This is a genomic window from Rhizobium sp. FG96 (genome assembly GCF_057808655.1).
In genome coordinates, this window is the sequence record NZ_JBMDIL010000014.1 from 54,753 (window position 1) to 72,966 (window position 18,214).

Annotated in this window: 19 protein-coding genes; 1 reads left to right on the plus strand and 18 read right to left on the minus strand. The window is 60.7% G+C overall.

The window, feature by feature from the left end; genetic code table 11:
- Positions 1 to 25: 25 nt before the first annotated feature.
- The 3 genes from ACODR6_RS24620 to ACODR6_RS24630 all read right to left on the minus strand — a co-directional run bounded on the left by ACODR6_RS24620 (position 26) and on the right by ACODR6_RS24630 (position 3,729).
- Positions 26 to 1,189: a carbohydrate ABC transporter permease gene (locus ACODR6_RS24620; protein WP_112713228.1), complete on the minus strand. Its 1,164-nt coding sequence runs from the start codon at positions 1,187 to 1,189 to the stop codon at positions 26 to 28.
- 1 nt (position 1,190) lies between these two features.
- Positions 1,191 to 2,204, minus strand: coding sequence for a carbohydrate ABC transporter permease (locus ACODR6_RS24625; protein ID WP_130279045.1), 1,014 nt, complete (start codon positions 2,202 to 2,204; stop codon positions 1,191 to 1,193).
- Between the two features lie 163 nt (positions 2,205 to 2,367).
- Positions 2,368 to 3,729 (minus strand): ABC transporter substrate-binding protein, encoded by a 1,362-nt coding sequence (locus ACODR6_RS24630; protein WP_112713232.1) that lies wholly within the window; start codon positions 3,727 to 3,729, stop codon positions 2,368 to 2,370.
- A gap of 284 nt (positions 3,730 to 4,013) precedes the next feature.
- On the opposite strand from ACODR6_RS24630, the gene ACODR6_RS24635 reads away from it, so the two are divergent.
- On the plus strand, positions 4,014 to 5,039 hold the full coding sequence (locus ACODR6_RS24635) for a LacI family DNA-binding transcriptional regulator (RefSeq protein ID WP_112713234.1): 1,026 nt from the start codon (positions 4,014 to 4,016) through the stop codon (positions 5,037 to 5,039).
- Here ACODR6_RS24635 and folD read toward each other — a convergent pair whose 3' ends face one another.
- The 15 genes from folD to flgK form a co-directional block, all read right to left on the minus strand.
- Positions 5,040 to 5,939: a bifunctional methylenetetrahydrofolate dehydrogenase/methenyltetrahydrofolate cyclohydrolase FolD gene (gene folD / locus ACODR6_RS24640; protein WP_449099115.1), complete on the minus strand. Its 900-nt coding sequence runs from the start codon at positions 5,937 to 5,939 to the stop codon at positions 5,040 to 5,042. It lies immediately after the preceding gene.
- A 135-nt stretch (positions 5,940 to 6,074) separates the two neighbouring features.
- Entirely contained in the window at positions 6,075 to 7,805 is a 1,731-nt protein-coding gene (locus ACODR6_RS24645) for a GumC domain-containing protein (protein WP_489024958.1), read from the minus strand.
- Between the two features lie 114 nt (positions 7,806 to 7,919).
- Positions 7,920 to 8,759: a WecB/TagA/CpsF family glycosyltransferase gene (locus ACODR6_RS24650; RefSeq protein ID WP_199626193.1), complete on the minus strand. Its 840-nt coding sequence runs from the start codon at positions 8,757 to 8,759 to the stop codon at positions 7,920 to 7,922.
- Positions 8,760 to 9,049: 290 nt separating this feature from the next.
- Complete coding sequence (locus ACODR6_RS24655; RefSeq protein ID WP_130279049.1) at positions 9,050 to 9,592, minus strand: hypothetical protein; 543 nt, start codon at positions 9,590 to 9,592, stop codon at positions 9,050 to 9,052.
- Entirely contained in the window at positions 9,592 to 9,957 is a 366-nt protein-coding gene (locus tag ACODR6_RS24660; RefSeq protein ID WP_112713244.1) for a hypothetical protein, read from the minus strand. The genes ACODR6_RS24655 and ACODR6_RS24660 overlap by 1 nt, the downstream gene beginning before the upstream one ends.
- Positions 9,958 to 9,969: 12 nt before the next feature.
- Positions 9,970 to 10,530 (minus strand): rod-binding protein, encoded by a 561-nt coding sequence (locus tag ACODR6_RS24665; protein WP_112713246.1) that lies wholly within the window; start codon positions 10,528 to 10,530, stop codon positions 9,970 to 9,972.
- A 35-nt stretch (positions 10,531 to 10,565) separates the two neighbouring features.
- Entirely contained in the window at positions 10,566 to 10,976 is a 411-nt protein-coding gene (locus tag ACODR6_RS24670; protein ID WP_112713248.1) for a hypothetical protein, read from the minus strand.
- Positions 10,977 to 10,980: 4 nt separating this feature from the next.
- Positions 10,981 to 11,733: a flagellar biosynthetic protein FliR gene (fliR, locus tag ACODR6_RS24675; protein ID WP_112713250.1), complete on the minus strand. Its 753-nt coding sequence runs from the start codon at positions 11,731 to 11,733 to the stop codon at positions 10,981 to 10,983.
- On the minus strand, positions 11,730 to 13,817 hold the full coding sequence (gene flhA, locus ACODR6_RS24680) for a flagellar biosynthesis protein FlhA (RefSeq protein ID WP_112713252.1): 2,088 nt from the start codon (positions 13,815 to 13,817) through the stop codon (positions 11,730 to 11,732). The genes fliR and flhA overlap by 4 nt, the downstream gene beginning before the upstream one ends.
- 92 nt (positions 13,818 to 13,909) lie before the next feature.
- Complete coding sequence (gene fliQ / locus ACODR6_RS24685; RefSeq protein ID WP_112713254.1) at positions 13,910 to 14,176, minus strand: flagellar biosynthesis protein FliQ; 267 nt, start codon at positions 14,174 to 14,176, stop codon at positions 13,910 to 13,912.
- A gap of 48 nt (positions 14,177 to 14,224) precedes the next feature.
- Positions 14,225 to 14,710: a flagellar hook assembly protein FlgD gene (gene flgD, locus ACODR6_RS24690; protein WP_489024962.1), complete on the minus strand. Its 486-nt coding sequence runs from the start codon at positions 14,708 to 14,710 to the stop codon at positions 14,225 to 14,227.
- Positions 14,701 to 15,150 (minus strand): flagellar biosynthesis repressor FlbT, encoded by a 450-nt coding sequence (gene flbT, locus ACODR6_RS24695; protein ID WP_112713258.1) that lies wholly within the window; start codon positions 15,148 to 15,150, stop codon positions 14,701 to 14,703. The genes flgD and flbT overlap by 10 nt, the downstream gene beginning before the upstream one ends.
- A complete protein-coding gene (gene flaF, locus ACODR6_RS24700) occupies positions 15,147 to 15,494 on the minus strand; it encodes a flagellar biosynthesis regulator FlaF (protein WP_112713260.1) in 348 nt (115 codons plus the stop codon). Before flaF ends, flbT begins: the two co-directional genes overlap by 4 nt.
- A gap of 29 nt (positions 15,495 to 15,523) precedes the next feature.
- Positions 15,524 to 16,648, minus strand: coding sequence for a flagellar hook-associated family protein (locus tag ACODR6_RS24705; RefSeq protein ID WP_199626190.1), 1,125 nt, complete (start codon positions 16,646 to 16,648; stop codon positions 15,524 to 15,526).
- 2 nt (positions 16,649 to 16,650) lie between these two features.
- Complete coding sequence (flgK, locus tag ACODR6_RS24710; RefSeq protein WP_199626189.1) at positions 16,651 to 18,195, minus strand: flagellar hook-associated protein FlgK; 1,545 nt, start codon at positions 18,193 to 18,195, stop codon at positions 16,651 to 16,653.
- Positions 18,196 to 18,214 lie beyond the last annotated feature (19 nt).

Below are 18,214 nucleotides of genomic sequence, written 5' to 3' on the forward strand. Positions count from 1 at the left end.
ATGCGAAGTCAGGTCTTGGGATTGATCAACCGCCCTTGACCGAGCCCGCCAGCAGGCCGCGCACCAGATACCGTTGCAGCGCGAAGAAGACGCAGAGCGGCACGATGATGGTGACGAAGGCCGAGGCCGTCAGGATTTCCCAGTTGCCGCCGCGCGAACCGAGGAGCGCATTGAGCGCACCTGTAAGCACGAGGTGTTGCCTGTCGGTGCCGAGGAAAACCATGGCGACGAGCAGGTCGTTCCACACCCACAGGAACTGGAAGATCGCGAAGGACGCGAGCGCGGGGAAGGACAAGGGCAAAACGATTTTCACGAAGATCTCGAAATCGCTGGCGCCGTCTACGCGGGCGGACTCGATGATCTCCTTCGGCAGCCCCGCGATATAGGCGCGGAGCAGATAGATGGCGAGCGGCATACCGAAGGCGGTATGCGCCAGCCAGATGCCGGGATAGGTCTTGGACGGCGCGTCGAGCAGCATGCCGACCTGATTGTAGAGCCGCAGAAGCGGGATCAGCGACATCTGCAGCGGCACGACGATGAGGCCGACGACCAGCGCGATTAGCAGCGCGCGGCCGGGGAATTCCATCCAGCTCAGCGCATAGGCCGCGAAAGCCGCGATCAGGATCGGAATGATGGTTGCCGGGATGGTCACCGTCAGCGAGTTGATGAAGGACTGGCCGATCCCCTCGCCCGTCAAAACGGTGCGGTAATTGTCGAGGGTGAATTCCGGCGGCGTCGAGACCGCGACATAGACGCGGCGGCCGGCATCGTCATCGGTGAAGGCCGCCGGCTTCGAATAGCGGTAGCTGCCGTCGGCATTGACCTGCAGCGACAGGCCCTCGCCGAGATCGGCGGTTTCGCCGGCCTTGTAGGCGGAGGGCTGCTGGACGCGGGTACCGAAGGCGGTCAGCGAATGACCTTCCTGGCCCTGCAACAGGTTGCCCGCGATCACATAGGTCGCGCCTTCCTGTTTCTGCTGGTCGACGCCGCCGACGCGGGCGGCGACGGTGCGGGTGGAACCCGCGAACGAAGTCCACCAGCCGGAGACGACGATCTGGTCCTTGTCACGCAGCGCGCTGACGAAGATGCCGAGCGTCGGGATCAGCCAGATGATGACGATCAGGAGAACGCAGGCGTGAACGAACAGACGGGCGGGGCCGATCTTGAAGAAGCTTGCAGTCGCAGTCATCTCAGTGGCCTCCGAGTTCGCGGTTGGCGCGGCGGACGTTCCAGACCATGATCGGCGTCACGGCCAGCATGATGATCAGCGCGATGACGGCGCTTCGGCCGGAATCCCCGCCTCCGCGGAACATCCAGTCGAACATCAGGTTGGCGAGCACCATGGTCTGCCACTGGCCGTTGGTCATCGTCAGAACGATGTCGAAGACCTTGAGGACGAGAATGGTGATGGTCGTCCAGACGACGGCGATCGTGCCCCAGACCTGCGGCACCATGATGCGCCAGAAAATCTGCCAGCCATTGGCGCCGTCGATGACGGCGGCCTCGATCGTCTCCTCGGGAATGCCGCGAAGGGCAGCCGAGAGGATGACCATGGCGAAGCCGGTCTGGATCCAGATGAGGATGACCATCAGGAAGAAATTGTTCCAGAAGGGAACCGAGATCCAGACTTCGGGCGTGCCGCCAAAGAGCTGGACGATAGCGTTCAGCAGGCCGATCTGGACGTCGTTGCCGCCGCGATATTCGTAGATGAACTTCCAGATGACGGAGGCGCCGACGAAGGAGATCGCCATCGGCATGAAGACGATGCTTTTGGCGATATTGCCCCACCAGATGCGGTCGGTCATCACGGCGATGACGAGACCGAAGAAGGTGCAGGCGGCGGGCACAACGGCAAGCCAGAGGATGTTGTTGAAGATCGACTGGCGGAATTCGCGATCGCCCAGCGCCCATTGATAGTTGGCGAAGCCGACGAAATTGACGCCCGAGCGATCGTAGAACGACAGGATCAGCGTCGCGACGACGGGATAGACGAGATAGACGACGAGCAGAAGCAGCGCCGGGCCGATGAACAGCCAGGGGCGAATCAAGCCGCGGCGATTGAGATTGCGCGATGCGGCGCGGATGTCGCCATCCTTCACCGGCAGCGCCAGATCCAAGATCTTGTTCGAGAAATAAAAGTAGGCCGAGCAGGCGAAAACCGCCACGACCACCACGCCCAAAGCGGAAACTATCTGCGATAGCATTCGTCCCTCCCCTGCTACCCCTGTCTATCTGAAGGGCTTACGCCGGCCTGCGTCAACTTCTCTACGCGTTTGACCACAGTGCTGGCGCCGGCCGAACCCCTTTGAGGATCCGGCCCTGCATGCAGCGATGCCGCGGCCGAGCCGCGGCATCTGACAACGATGATTACTTGATGGCGTCCCAGGCAGCCTGGATTTCCTTGCCGGTATCTTCGGCAGACTTGCCGCCGACGAAATCGACCATGCCGGTCCAGAAGGCACCGGCGCCGATCTTGCCCGGCATCAGGTCCGAACCGTCGAAGCGGAAGGTCGTGGCCGTGGTCAGGATTTCCCCTTCGCGCTTCATCTGCTCGTTGGCGTAAGCCGCCGTGCTGACACCCTTGTAAGGCGTCAGGAAGCTCGACTGAGCCATCCAGACTTCATGGGCGATCGGGGTCTTCAGGAAGTCGACGAAGGCGCGGGCCGTCTTCGAGTCCTTGGCGATCGAGACCAGCGTGCCTGCACCGAGAACCGGCTTGCCGAGATCGGCATGCGAGGCATAGGTCGGCATGTAGAAGAAGTCGGCGTCCTGGCCGAGCTTCGTGCCTTCCGGGAAGAAGGACGGGATGAACGAAGCCTGGTGATGCAGGTAGCACTTCGGCGGAACGGCGAAGAGGCCCTTCGGGCTGTCGCGGAAGTCGGTCGAAGCCACGGCTGCAACGCCGCCATCGACATACTTCTCGTTCTTGGCGAACTTGCCGAATTCCTCGATCGCGGCAACGACGGCCGGATCGGTGAACTTCACTTCGTTCGTCGTCCACTTGTCGTAGACGTCAGGCTTCTGCGTGCGCAGCATGATGTCTTCGATCCAGTCGGTCGCCGGCCAGCCGGTTGCGCCGCCAGAACCGAGACCGATGCACCACGGAACGCCGCCGTCCTTAACGATCTGGTCGGTGAGAGCGAAGAGCTCTTCCATGGTCGTCGGGACCTTGTAGCCCGCTTCCTTGAAGTTTTCAGGCACATACCAGACCAGCGACTTCACGTCGGCCTTGTAAGGGAATGCGTAAAAGCCTTCCTTGCCGTCCTTGCCCTTGTAGGTGCCGTAACCGACCCAGCTGTCGCCGGCGCCGTAATTGTCCTTGACCCACTTGGAGGTATCGTCGCCGAGCGGCGTCAGGAAGCCCTTGCTGGCGAGGTCAGCAAGAAGGCCCGGCTGCGGCAGGATCGCGACGTTCGGCGGCGAACCGGCCTGGGTGTCGATGACGATCTGCTGCTCGTAGTTTTCCGAGGACGAGTAGGTGGCTTCGATACCGGTCGCTTCGGTGAAATAAGCAAGAATGCTGCGGAAGAAGGCTTCATCTTCGCCGCGCCACGGTCCGAAGATCGTCAGCGGCTGACCCTTGAGGTCGGCATGCGATGCCTTGAATTCGTCGTAGCTCTTCCAGTTGAACTTGGCGTCCTGCCCCGGAGGAAACTTGAGATCGGCAGCAGAGACGCTACCTGCAAAAAGCGCCGCCGCAGCGACGCCCATCAGAAAAATCTTTTTCATGTGATCAACCTCCCATCACAATCCCAACCGCACTTTCAGCCTCTCACCGGAGCCTTTCAAAGCGCTTTGACAACAAAGTCATTCCACTTTCCTCCGAACGGAGTCAAGCTAATTCGCGAATACCGCGCAAACACTGGCAAATTTCGCGTTGCAGCAACGCTTACACGGGAATATGGAGCGATTTTTCTTGAGTCAAGCGGACCAAATGCTACATAATTTAAAAGCGCTTTGAACGGTCCGGGAGAAACCGTTGCGTGCAGAAACCGGCGGAGGAAGCATAGCACGTGAATCTCAAACAGCTATCGGAATTGCTCGGTCTTTCCCAGACGACCGTCAGCCGCGCCCTCAATGGCTACCCCGAAGTCAATGAGGCGACGCGCGAGCGTGTGCTCCAGGCTGTCAAGGAAACCGGCTATCGCCCGAACAAGGCGGCCCAGCGCCTGGCGACCGGCAAGGCGGGCTCGATCGGCCTCGTGATGCCGACCGCTCCCGGCCATCAGTCCGACGTGCATTTCGGCGAATTCCTGGCGGGGCTTGGCGAGGAAGCGCTGCGTCACGACTTCCATTTCGTGATCATGCCATCGGACCCCGATGACGAGGTCGGCGCGCTGCGGCGGCTGGCGATCAGCGGCAATGTGGATGCGCTGTTCGTCGCCTATATGCGCGGCCACGATCCCCGGCTTGCGATGCTGAAATCGCTTTCGACGCCCTTTGTCGTCCATGGCCGGTCGCATGGAACGGAGCCCGACTACCCCTATCTCGACATCGACAACGAAGCCGCCTTCTACGATGCGACGAAGCTCCTACTGCAGCTCGGGCATACGCGCTTCGGGCTCATGAACGGCCCGGCGCATCTGGATTTCGCAATCCGGCGGAGAGAAGGCGTCGAGGCCGCGCTTGGCGAGCGCGGGCTGCATCTCAACGAAGACTGCATGAGCCACTCGCTGATGACGGACGAACAGGGGATGGTGGCGATGGAGCAGTTCCTGCAGCTGCCGGAGCGGCCGACGGCGATCCTCTGTTCAAGTACGGTGCTGGCGCTCGGCGCCATCCGCGCCGTCAACCAGGCGGGACTGAAGCTCGGTGAAGACATCTCGCTGATCGCCCATGACGACGTGCTGCCGCTTCTGAAGCCGGAGAATTTTTCCGTGCCGCTGACGACAACGCGCTCGTCGCTGCGCGCCGCAGGCGCCCGCATCGCGCAGCGCCTGATCGGAACGGTCAAGCAGACCGCCGCCTTCCCCGAGCAGGAGCTCTGGAAAGCGGAACTGATCGTCAGGGGATCGACAGGCCCTGCCCCGCGCAGCTGATCAGAACTGCGGCGGCTTCTGGCCTGCGGTGCGGTGAGCGGCGATCACGGTATTGGCCATCAGCATGGCGATCGTCATCGGGCCGACTCCACCCGGAACCGGGGTGATGACCGAGGCAACCTGTTCGGCTTCCGCAAAGGCGACGTCGCCGACGAGGCGGGTCTTGCCTTCACCCTTTTCCGGTGCCGGAACGCGGTTGATACCGACATCGATGACGGTTGCGCCGGGCTTTACCCAATCGGCCTTGACCATCTCGGGACGGCCGACGGCTGCGACCAGAATATCGGCATTGCGGCAGACGGCCGGCAGATCCTTGGTGCGCGAGTGCGCGATGGTGACGGTCGCATTGGCGTTCAGCAGCAGCTGCGCCATCGGCTTACCGAAGAGGTTCGAGCGGCCGATGACGACGGCGTTCAGACCGGAGAGGTCTTCACCATGCGTGCGGCGAACGAAGACCATGGCGCCGGCCGGCGTGCAGGAGACAAGACCGGTTTCGAGATCGCCGGTGGCGAGCTTGCCGGCGTTGACAACGTGCAGGCCGTCGACATCCTTTTCCGGCAGGATCGACTGGATGATCGGCTCGCTGTTCAGCGGCTTCGGCAGCGGCAGCTGCACGAGAATGCCGTGGATCGAGGCGTCATCGTTCAGCGATGCGACGAGAGCGGCAAGCTCTTCCTGCTTGGTTTCGGCCGGCAGCGTGTACTGCACCGACTTGAAGCCGCATTCCTTCGCCATCTTGCTCTTGGAATTGACATAGGCATGGCTTGCCGGGTCATCGCCGACGATCACCACTGCAAGACCCGCCTTCACGCCGCTCTGCTTTTCGAGCGATGCCGTCGCCGCCTTCACGGTTTCGATCACCGAAGCGGCTACCTGCTTGCCATCGATCACTGTCGTCACGCGTCTCTCCCGCCTGTGCCATCGCGTGCGAAGCTAGGCCTTCGCCCGCCACGCCGTTTGCCTCAGAACGCCCTATCCTGTTTAAAAGCGGCAAATGCAAGGGCAATGATGCCGCCGCGCGAGGAGAAATCGCAGTTAGCGGCCAGTTGCCGCATAGCTCTGGAAGCGGCTGCGCAACTCTGCCAGTTCGGCCCGCAGCGCGGTGAGATCGTCCGGCTGCTCCGGCTCGGGCTCCGGCTGCTGGACGGCGGGCGGCTCGACGATCACCGGGATATCCAGGAGATCGAGCGGGTCTTCCTGTCGCCTGCGAAACAGGCCTGACAGCATCGAGGCCGCGAGACCGATGATCAGGCCGATGCCGCCGCCGATCGCGGAGCGAAGGGGCGTGCTGTAGCCGGTCGCGATCGCGAAGACCTGCGGAGCGACCTGCATGGAGATGTTGCCGTCGCCCATGCCAGCCTGAGGCAGGGTCGTATCGAGCCGCGACTTGGCTGCATCCGCCTTGTCGCGCAGCTCAGTCAGCTTGGCGAGATCGACGCCGGTATCGCGGCTCTGGGCGATCAGGCCGTTGCGTTCGTCGCTGAGCTTGCGGCGCGCGTCGACGGCGGATTTGGCATCGACGGCGGCATCCTTCGCCTGCACCGAGACTTCGCGGGAGAGCTTGTCGCGAAGTCCATCGACGATCCCCTGCTGGGCAAGAAGCTTCGGGTGACGCGGGCCGAGATCGATCGAGAGCTGCGAAAGCGTTGCCTTCTCGGCGGCATATCTGTCACGCGCGTCCAGCAGCACTGGCGACATCATATCGGTGGGCAGCACGCCATCGACGACATCGGCCGGTTTGGCCGCCTTCAGGCGATCGGCGCGCTCCTTCGAGAGGGTAATACGCTGTTCGGCAACCTTGAGATCGGCATCCAGCTGGTTGATCCGCTGCTGAAGGTCGATGGCAACCTTGACGTTGCCTTCACCGGTCTTGGCCGTGAAAGCGTCAAGTTCGGCGCGGGCCTGCTCATAGGCCTTCTTCAACGTGCCGTCCGATCCGGCAGCACTGCCTGCCGGCGACGCGAGCAGCATGCCTGACAGGCGCGCGGCGATCTGGCGGGATTTCTCGGCGCTTGCGGTGGAGACATTGAGCCTGACGAGCCCGGTGCCGCCATCCGGCACGGCTTCGACGGCTGCTGCCAGAGACGCCTCGGCGCGGGACGCGGCGTCTGCCGCCGCCCCGTTGCCGGACAAAAGATCGAGGGCGATGCCGACGGCGTTGGGCTTCTCGCCAGCGAATTCAGGATCGCGGTCGAGCTTCAGCGACACCACGGCCGCGGCGATCATCGGGGCGGAGACCAGCTTCTTCGCGGCCGCCTGCGTCAGCGCCGGACGAGTCGCCGTATCGCCGCCGACATGCAGCACGGTGGCGGCGGCATAGCGGACGGGCGCCTGCGGCATCATGAGCGGAAAGGCCGCGCCGAGCATCAGGCCAACAAGCGCAAACGCAATCGGCTTCAAGGGAAGATGGAGCGGCTCGTCATCGACGGCTGCGGGGATGTCGTTGGTATTGGCGGGGACGAATACCGGTTCCGGCAGCTGCGGAATGGCGGCAGGCTGGACCGGGGGCTTTTCTGCTTTCACCGGCTGCGATGGCGCGTCATTGGCGGGCGCGAACTGCGGAGCGAGAATGGCTTCGATACGGCTTGTCAGCGGAGCCTCTGCCCTCGCCCGCGCCTGGCGTTGCTCTTCGAGCGCCTTTTCGATGACACGCAGCAATTCGGCTTCGGAGGGACGAACCGCAGGCGCATGACCGCCGCGCGATGCTTCCCGCGCGCCGAGCGGGGCGCCTGTCCGTCTGCCGTTCAATGCCTTATTGTCATACATGGATGCCACTTCTCACGCACGTGATGGTCCGGCCATTACCCGCGGCTCAGCGAGTATTAATCGAGCCTAAACAATCATGGCAAAGAAATGGTTAATGAACGGTTCAGGAGGCCGCTATTGATGCGTTCCGCTGCGCTTCTGCGGCGGCAGAGAATTGCCGCGATCACCATCAAGCTTCAACATCCGCTCGCGCCGGCTGAACCGGTATTGCAGCACATGAAACAGGAAGACCGGAATGCCGACGACATAACGGCGCCAGAGGCGGGATGGCTCCTGGACCAATCGGTAGGCCCATTCGAGCCGCATCATCCGCACCGTTTCCGGCGCGCGCGGGATCTCGCCCGAGACGAAATCGAAGAGCGCGCCGACCGTCAGCACGAGACGGGCATGTTCCGGGCGGACATGGCGATGCGCCCACTTTTCCTGCAGCGGCGTGCCCATACCGATGATCAGCATGTCGACCTTCTGGGCGTCGAGCTCGGCGATGACATCGACGGGATTGTCCTTGTCGAAATAACCATCGGAAATGACGACGAATTCGTGCCAGGGCGCATGCTTGGCGAAATTCGCCGCAGCGCGCTCGACGACGGCGCGCTTGCCGCCGATCAGGCCGACGCGGCGCGGCGTCTCCATGAAGGTCAGCAGTGCGGGGACGAAATCCGTGCCGTTGAGATTGGCCGGGAACGGGCCGCCATGCGAAACCTGCGAGGCGATGTTGAGGCCGATACCATCGGGCAGAACCAGGTTCTGTTCGAGGATGTCGCGATATTCCGGATCGCGCAGCGTCATCAGCATGTTGTGGGCATTGACGAAGGAGATGACCGTCTGGCCGACCGGCAGCGACGCCAGTTCGTTGATGAAGACGAGCGCGTCGTCCCATCCGAGATCGCAGACCGGCACGTCGAAAATCGTGCGGCGCGAGGCCATAACCGCGAAATTCGCGATCAGATTCATCCCAACCTCCTGCAGGGGGTGCTTCATGCGCCCAGCATCCCGGAAAACAAGCGACAGACGGCACTCCTGCCGGTGATGGCGGGGAGCGTGGCTGGCAGAGCCTGCAGCCGCTATCCCGGATGCAGAGCCATGACAGGCCTGAACCAAGGGTATATCAGCTCAATTTCAAACAACCTTTAGGAAAACCCGTCGCATTGCGGGAACCGGGGAAAGCAACGGTTAACCATCACCGCCCCGAAAATGCAGATGGCGCCCGTGGGGCGCCATCTCGATCTGGACGATGAATACGATCAGTGCGCGGCCGGCGCCGCTGCCGCATCCTCTGCAGGTGCAGCTTCGACGATCTTGACCGGCTTGCCCATCTTCGGCTGCTGGCCGGAGGTGGCGGCTTTCTGATCTTCCTTCGACAGATAATCGAGCTGCTGCAGCATGACGTCGGCGATGTAGTCGCCGCCCAGCCGCTCGTTCATGCCCTTCTTGACCGCATCGCGGAATGCCTGCGGATCGAAGGACTTCACCTTGCTGATATCGACCATCTTGTTGCCGACGAGCAGCGTGAACAGCTGATCCGTCGTCATTTCCGTCAGCGGCAGCGTGGCGCCCTTCACGACATCCTTGTTCATCATGAAGTTCAGCTGGCCGATGAAATAGCCGGTTACTGCGCCATCGCCGATGATCGGAATGGTGACGGTCTCGCCTTTGACAAGCTCGAGCTGCGCCTGCTTGGAATCGTCCGGCGGCGGCGCTGGCGCGGTAGCCATCTTCACCGAGAAATAGACCGAAGCCAGCGTGATGACGCAGACCCAGATGCCTGTAAAGACGAGTTTAAGCATCAGTTATCACGCGCGACGAATTGTTCCTGGGAATAGGTGCCATCGGCATCCGCATCCTGCACGGCGCTCTTCAGGAGATCGGCGACGGCACGGACGGCTTCGAGGTGAGCCTCGACGCGGCGCGCGTTGAGCGTCAGCTTCTTCTTCAGACCATGCAGCTGGTCGAGATGCGAAGCGGCAAGTTCAGCCGGATCGGTATCGCGGAACAGCATCGACAGCTCATACAGGCAACGGCTCTTGTGCGCGTTCGATACCTTGAGGTCGAACTGCGGATCGGCACCGATGCGCGTATTCTCGTTATCGATGATCATTTCCAGGCGGCCGAGGACCGATTTGATACGATATTCGTTCGAGATTATTTCCATTTTTATCCTCGGCTATGCTTCTTTACTGGACTTGGTCTCCGCCGTCGGCGTGCCAAATGTCTTGCGCTGGAATTCGTCGATCATGCTGAAGGCGACCTTGCGGTCATCCTGGTCGGCAGTGGCGTTGACGATGCCGCCTTCCTTCTTGCGAAGGGCATCGTGATAGAGCTGCTTGGCGATGCCGATGCCGTCACCCTTGGAGATGACGTTACCGAGCTGCTCGGCCATCATGCCCTTCCAGATGTCGCCGGTGGCGCCCTTGCCGTAGACCTGCTCGCTGTCGCTCGGCAGCATGTTCTTGATGAAGTTCTGCAGAACCATAGATTCGAACTTCCGGTAGGTTTCCGGAATCTGTTCGGTCTTTTCGCGATTCTTGACGTCGTCGAGGCCGGTTTTCGCCGTGCTTTCGAGTCCTTCGATCTTCGAGGAGAAGCCATTGCCGTTCTCGGCAAGGCTGGTTGCCCGGAACGCAGCACGGGCTGCCTTCAGTTTCTCCTGGGCGGCCGCGACCTCTGTCGGGTCGGCAGCTTTGACAACGTCCAGGACAAGATCACTGGGGGGCGAGATAGCCAATGTCACAATCCTCTAATGTAAGGTTGTGGCGATTATTATTTTTGAAGCTTGCTGGAGGCTGGCGTTGCAAATTTCTGGTCGATGATATCGTAGACCGCATTGTCATCGGCCTCGCGGCGCTCGGATTCCAGGGCTTCTTTCATCCCCTCCTCCAGCCTGTCACCCTTTGCGCGCTCGCGCTGCAGGCGCATTTCGTGCAGCTGCTGGATGCCCGTCAGCTGTTTGTCCTTGGTGCTGAGTCGCTCGAAGCGGTCGGCATAGCTCTGCGAGAAGGCGCGGTGAATCGGATCGACGGAGCCCAACGCATCGATGACATTGTCCATCGACTGATTGACCTCGACGCGCTGGCGCGCCGTTTCGGCCAGGTCGTATTCGGCCATCTGCTCGAGATGACGCTGCACCGCGACCAGGCGCTTCAGCTTCTGAGACCGGGTCTGTTCCGCCATTGCTCTAGAGCCCTATGAAGACAGTGGGGAAGGACTGCGCAAACTGGCTGATCAGGGCCGCGACCGAGAAATAGAACAGGAAGAGCCCGCCGAGCAGCAGATAAGGCGTCGAGATGAAGTAGACCGGGATCTGCGGCGCCAGCTTGTTGATGAAGCCGATCGAGACGTTGAACATCATGCTGTAGATCAGGAACGGGCTCGAGAGCCGGAGCATGATGTAGGTGGTCGAGACCAGCGTATCGGTGAGCGAGATCAGGTTGGCGCGCATGTCGCCGGGGCCGCCGAAGGGCATGGTCGTGTAGGAATCGACCAGCGCCTTGAAGACGATGTGATGGAAGTCCATCAGGAAGAGAACCATGATGCCGGCGAAGGTGATGAAACCGGACAGGCTGGTTTCCTGCGAATCTTCGACGACGTCGTTACCGGCCGGCGAGGTGTAGCCGACCATCATGGCGATGATCGTCGCCGCGAACTGGAAGCCCATCGTGTAGACGCGGGCCAGAAGGCCGTACATGACGCCGATCAGCGATTCGGTGAAGATCAGGCCGATATAGGTGGCGCTGGTGCCGCTGACCGAGGGATAGACCGTATCCCACATCATCGGCAGCAGGGCGAGAGACAGACCGGCAGCAACGAAAACCCGCAGGATTTCAGGCACGCGTGCCGAGGAAAACCCCGGCATCGCCAAGACGCAACCACCAACCCTGCAAAAGATCAGAAAGAGCGCAAGGATGGTGCCCTGCGGGTCTGTTATCATGAAACCGAGCCCAAAATCTTTATCTCGATGCCCTTCGCCAACTCGACGTGGGACAGAACCGGAAGCGTCGCGAACAAGCGTTCGATGATCATGCGCACATAGGAGCGCGTTTCCGGCGACGTGACAAGGCAGAAAGGCAGGCCGCGATCCATGAATTCACGGATAACCTTCGTCGCCTGCTCGCTGAACTCTTCGAGAGCACGCGGATCGATGTCGAATTCGACAACTTCGCCCTTGTTGTCGCGCTTCAGAGCCTGGTGGAAGGCGAGATCCCACTTGCTGCCGAGTCGCAGGACGCGGAGCACGCCGTTGTCGGCAAGGTCGCCGCAAATCTGCTGCGCCATGCGGATGCGGACGTGTTCGACGATCTGCTCGGTCTTGCGGACATGCGGCGCGAGCTCGGCGACGGCTTCGAGGATCAGGTGCAGGTTGCGGATCGAGACGCGCTCGGCGAGCAGCAGCTTCAGCACCGCCTGCAGGCCCGAATAGGACATGTGCGAGGTGCAGATTTCGTCCGCCAGCTTCTTGTATTCCGGATCGAGCCGGTCGATCAGCACCTTGACGTCCTTATAGGACAGGAGCTGCGGCAGGTTGTTGCGGATGACTTCGCTCATATGCGTCAGGACGACGGAGACGTTGTCGATCGGCTGGAAGCCTTCGCGCTTCAGATCTTCGGTAAAGGCTTCGAGAACCGAAACCGCCGGCATGCCGAAAGCGGGTTCGCGGATTTCGTCTCCCGGAATGCGCGGCTTGCGGCCAGAACCGGTGACGACGAGCACTTCGCCGACACGCAGCTGGTTCGATGCGACGGTCGTGCCGTGGATGCGGATCTGGTAGGACTTTTCGGCGATCGCGATATCGTCGGTGACCTTGATCTCGGGAACGACGAAACCGTATTGCGTCGCGAACTTCTTGCGCATCTTGCCGACGCGGAAGGCGAGTTCCTGATGTGCGCCGAGCAGGCGGGTCGAGACCATCTTGCCGAGTGCGAGCTCGATTTCCGAGGTACGCAGGACCGACTTGACCGAGTCCTTCTCGAGCTCCTTGCTCTGGACGACCTTCTTTTCTTCCTGTTCGCGGCGGATCTTGTTCTCAGCCTCGATCTGGCGCGGGATGAACCAGGCGCCGAAAGCCATCAGGCCGCCGAGCAGCATGAAGGGGACGGTCGGCAGACCGGGCATCAGGCCGAGGATGGCCATGAGGGCGGCCGAGACCGAGAGAGCGCGCGGATAGCCGGAGAGCTGACCGATAACCGCTTCGTCGGTGGAGCCGACATTGCCGCCGCGCGAAACCAGGAGGCCTGCAGCGAGCGAAACGATAAGAGCCGGCATCTGCGACACGAGACCGTCGCCGACAGACAGCTTGACGAAGACGTCAGCCGCTTCGCCGATCGGCATGCCGTGGCGGAAATAGCCGATGATGATGCCGCCGAAGACGTTGATGCCGGTGATCAGAAGGCCGGCGACAGCGTCACCGCGCACGAACTTGGACGCACCGTCCATGGCACCGAAGAAGGAGCTTTCTTCTTCGAGTTCCTTACGGCGGCGCTGGGCTTCCTTCTCGTCGATGATGCCAGCCGAAAGGTCGGCGTCGATCGACATCTGCTTACCGGGAATGGCGTCCAAGGTGAAACGCGCGCCGACTTCCGCGATACGCGTCGCACCCTTGGTGATGACGATGAAGTTGATGGTGATCAGGATCAGGAAGACGATCAGACCGATCACGAAGTCGCCGGACATGACGAGGCTTGCAAAGCCGGCGATAACGCCACCGGCCGCATCATGACCTTCGTTGCCGTGCGAAAGGATGACGCGCGTCGTGGCGATGTTCAGCGCCAATCGCGTCATGGTCGCGATCAGCAGAATGGTCGGGAATGACGAGAATTCCAGCGGCTTCTTGATCCACAGTGCGACCATGAGGATCAGCACCGAGAAAGCGATCGAGAATGCCAGGCCGAGGTCGATCAGAAATGGCGGAATCGGCAGGAAGAGAATGCAGATGATAACGATGATGCCGAAGGCAAAGCCGATATCGCGCAAACTCGGTGCGGATTTGGGAAGCGGTAGTGCAGGTGGTTGCGCCATAACTGGTTCCGTCTCTTCATGAGAGGAGGCGGATACCGGGACCCGCCCTATTCGGATCGACAGTTAAATGGCGAAGCTTGCGCGAAGATGGCTCAGAAGCCGGACTGGATGCGCGAGAAAACCATGTCCGTGAAAATCGAAATCTGCGAGCCGACGAAGGGCGCCGAGATGCCGACGGTAATCAGGACGGCGACGATCTTCGGAACGAAGGTCAGCGTCGCTTCCTGGATCTGCGTAAGGGCCTGAATGAGCGCGATGATCAGACCGACGACCATGGCCGCAGCAACCGCGGGGCCCGCCGCGACAAGCACGGTCCAGATGGCTGCCTGGAACAGATCGAGTGCATCAGCTTCATTCATCAGGCAACCTCATATCGCCCTGGGAGAAAAGTCCGGCGCGAGCCGGACTTAGGTGTTGGACGAGCTGCCAGAGCTGCTGTTATCGCCTGTCGTGGTCGAGCCGTCCGTCGGGGTCGTCGCCGGCGCCGAATCAGAGATCGTGACGCCAGTCTGGACGAGAATTTTACCGCCATCCTTCGTCGTTGCAATGATGCCGTCGGAATAAACCTTGACCGAGGAGATGACGCCTTTGACGCTACCGTCCGCGCTTTCCATGTACTTGCCGATGTAGCTGCCGGCCTGAGTGAGGCTGGAGCTGGAAAGCAGCGTGTCGAGCTTGGTATTCGTCTGGATCGTCTGTTCGACCTGCGAGAAGCTGGCGAGCTGAGACATTTGCTCGCTGGCATCTACGGGATCGGTCGGATCCTGGTTCTTCATCTGCGCGATCAGCAGCTGAAGGAAGTTATCGTAGTTCAGCGTCGCCTTCTGCTGGGCAGAAGACGTGCTGCTCGACGAGGACGAAGTGTCCGTCGCTCCGACGCCGCTTACCGCCATGGTGCGATCTCCTTGCGGATCTGTTCGACCATCGCCGGCGCCATTTCCTGCGTGTTGAGGATGTTGTCCTCAATGGCGTAGAGCGAGCGGATCGCCTTGAGAGCATCAAAGGCGCGGCCGGTCGAAACCAGACCGTCGATGCGCTTCAGTTCGGCCAGAACTTCCTCGTTGCGGAAGCAGGTGAGCAGCATGGTGATCGACTTGCGGAACATCGCCGTCGACTGTTCCTTGCCTTCCGGATTGATGAGGATCATCTGCGCGATGAAGTAAAGCTGGCGCAGAGGCGTCGTGGCATCTTCCGGCTGCAAGACGTGATTTTCGAGAAGGAAGGTCACATCATTCAGGAATTCCAGCGCGACCTTGCGGTCAACGCGCAAAACCGCGCCGTTGATGAAGATTCTTTCCCCGGCTTTAAGTGAAATGCGAAGTGTACTTTTCATTTAAGTCCATCCCTGATGATGGTGGTAATGTCGATAATGCCCTGGTAGTTGTCCGATTGCCGCCGTCTGATCCTGTCGCATTCCTTCAAAATCCAGATTGCGATCGAAATCAGATTGGCGCGGAGCTCAATCTCAAGCTGATTGTCCGGGTGCTTCAAGTCCTCCACGAAGCTGACCCAAACGCGGCGGGTGTAAAACAGCGCCTCGATGGCTTCCCGGCCGTATTTTCCCTTGTCGCGCGCCGCGGCAAGCATTTCGATAGACCGATCGAGAACTTGTCGTTCCCTTTCTTTTGCATCGGCCACCGAGTCTTGCATGACCTCGGCATAAGAGAACTGATACATTCATGCATCCTTCTAGGTACCTTTGATCATCAAAGGTAGTTTACGAGGCTCAACTGCTGGATCTTCGAGATGATCGTGTAAGAGGTCTGAAGCTGGGTTTCCATGTTCTTGACGATCGTGGTCGCCTCGACCGGATCCACGCCCGTGAGATCGATGAGTTTGCCCTGCAGAATGGTGGACTGAGCATCCAACGCATCGTTGGACTTCGTCACACGCTCCTGCGAGAGACCAAGCTGGCTCTGCTGGCCCGTCAGACCGTCAACGGCCCGGCCTGCATAGTCAATTGCGCCATCCGACAGACCCGCCATGCCGGCCGTTCCAAGCCCCTGACCGGCCAGGGCCTGCGTCATGATCGTCGCCATGGCGAAATAGCGCATGCCGTCCGAATTGGCATTGGTCGAAGACGTGACGACTTCCGAATTGCTGATGCGGCTGGTCATGTTCTGGTTCGATGCAGAAGACCAATCGCCCCAAGCCGGCGGGTTCGTGACGTAAGCGCCTGACGTCGGCACCGGTGCGCCGACCGGATAGCCTGCCGGCAACGTGTCACCGGTGAACATCGGCTCGACGAACGTCGTCATGAAATTCTTCATGTCGGTTTCATCGAGATCGGCAACCGTCTTGGGATTGCCGGTGACGGGATTGGTCAGGCCGCTGGCATAGGCCTGCAGATTGGTCTGCATGGCGCTGATTGCTGCAGAGCTCTGGTCGGTCAGCGGCGGCACATCGGTGTTGACGCCGGAGAAGAGGTACTCGCCGTTGGCAGAGGAGTTCGCAGTCCCCATCAGCGTCGAGAACGCGCTGGATGCCTGCTGCAATGTGACGCTGATCGTCGTCGCGCTTTCGCTGCCCTTAAGCGCCGTCAGCTTGGCCATCAGATCGTCGGCAGAGCTGTTCAGGTCACCGAGACCGTTCTGCGACATTTCCAGGCGAAGGTTGACGACGGAATTGCTGTCCTTGATCGACTTGATACGGTCGATTTCGCGGTTGAAGTCGATGCTCTTCGCCGTATTCACACCGAGCGCTACGCCGACGTCGGCGTACATCTTGGTGCTGGCCTCGACTGCCGACTGAACCATCTGGTTCTGCGACTGACGGATCGTCAACCGCATGGCGTTCTGAATGGCCGAACTAGAAATGAATGAGCTTTTCATCGTTAACTCGCAATATCCAGCAATGACTTCAGCATTTCATCGACGGCGTTCAAAATCTTCGTCGCCGCCTTGTAGGACTGCTCGATATCGAGCATCAGCGTCAGCTCCTCGTCGAGGTTGACGCCAGTCTCGTTTGAATAGGCCTGGTCCGAGCGCGACAGAGCAGCCGACGTGTTCTCAGAGGCATCGCTGGCGCTGCTGCGGTACTGTTCGAGCCAACCGACAGAGTTGGCGGCAAAGTCCATGATGCTGACGTTGGAATCGATGCCCGAGCCGGTGTTGAAACCGACTACGCCGGTGCCCGGGTCGAAATCGACCTTCGCGCTCATGGCATTGTAGTATTTGTCGAGCTGCGCCGTGTAACCGCCATTGCCCGTAGGATTCGTATTGAAATAGGGCGGCGTCGTCGGGGCAGGTACCGGATCGTTGATCGAACCGTCACGAAGCTTCATGGGGTCGCCACCTTGTGAGGTGATGACCGCGGAGCTTACCTTGATCGAACCTGCCAAGCCTGAGATGATCGGGCTGGTGGCTGGGTTCGTGGTCGTATCGATCGGCGGCATTCCGCCGACAGCGCCGGTCGAATCCGTCCATGTGAACAAGCCTGGCTTCGTCGAACTGCCGTCGGAGTTGGTCTCCGCGAACATGTTGATGAGGCCCTTGGCGATTTCGTCCAGCTGGTTCTGGAACTTCGGCGCGACGTCATCGCGAATCTGCAGAAGCGCCTGAAGGCTTCCCTGGCCGGAGGTCGTGCCGCCCTGCCCCATGGCGAGAGCCACGCCGTCAATATAGACACCGTTGCCCTTGTCGCTCGCCTGGTAGGTCGGCGTCGGCGTGAATTGAACCGAGCGCGGAACGGTGTCGAAGAGTACGACGCCATCGGCAGTGTAAAGCGCCATGTCGTTGCCGCTGCGCGACACCGGATTGACGCTGACGATGCTGGAGATCTGCTTCAGCAGCTTGTCGCGCTGATCCAATGCATCCGACGGGTCGGAGTTGGTGTTGACTGCATTCTTGACGGCGTTGTTGGCCGTCTCGAACTGCGAGAGCAACGAGTTCAGCGTGTCAACCTGGGTCGCGATCGACTTGTCTGCGGCCGCTCGGGTATTCTGAACCGATGCCGTAGCGTTGTTCAGCGAGTTTGCAAGGTCTTGCGCTGCGCTGATCGCGCCCTGTGCGGCGACGGCGTTGTTCGGGGACGTCTGGAATGCGCCGAGCTTTTGCTGGAAGGCGGCGAGGTATGAGGACGGGGACGTCTCATAATCGTTACCGCCGAGAATGCTCTTGACGTCTTCAAGGCCGTTCAACAGCGTCTGCTGTGCACTGTCCTGCGAGTTGCTTGCAAGGTACTGGCGCAGGAGAGCATCCTCCTGCGCACGGTCGATCTTGACTACCGATGCGCCATCCAGCGACGTGCTGATCATCGCCTGCCGGCGCACATAGTCCTTGTTGCCGGCATTGGCGATATTCCCCGACACGATCGCGCTCTGCGTGCCCGTGTTGTTGAAGATGCTTTGAGCCGTATTAAGTGCTGACGTGAGCGACATGGCTTACCGGTTACCCTAG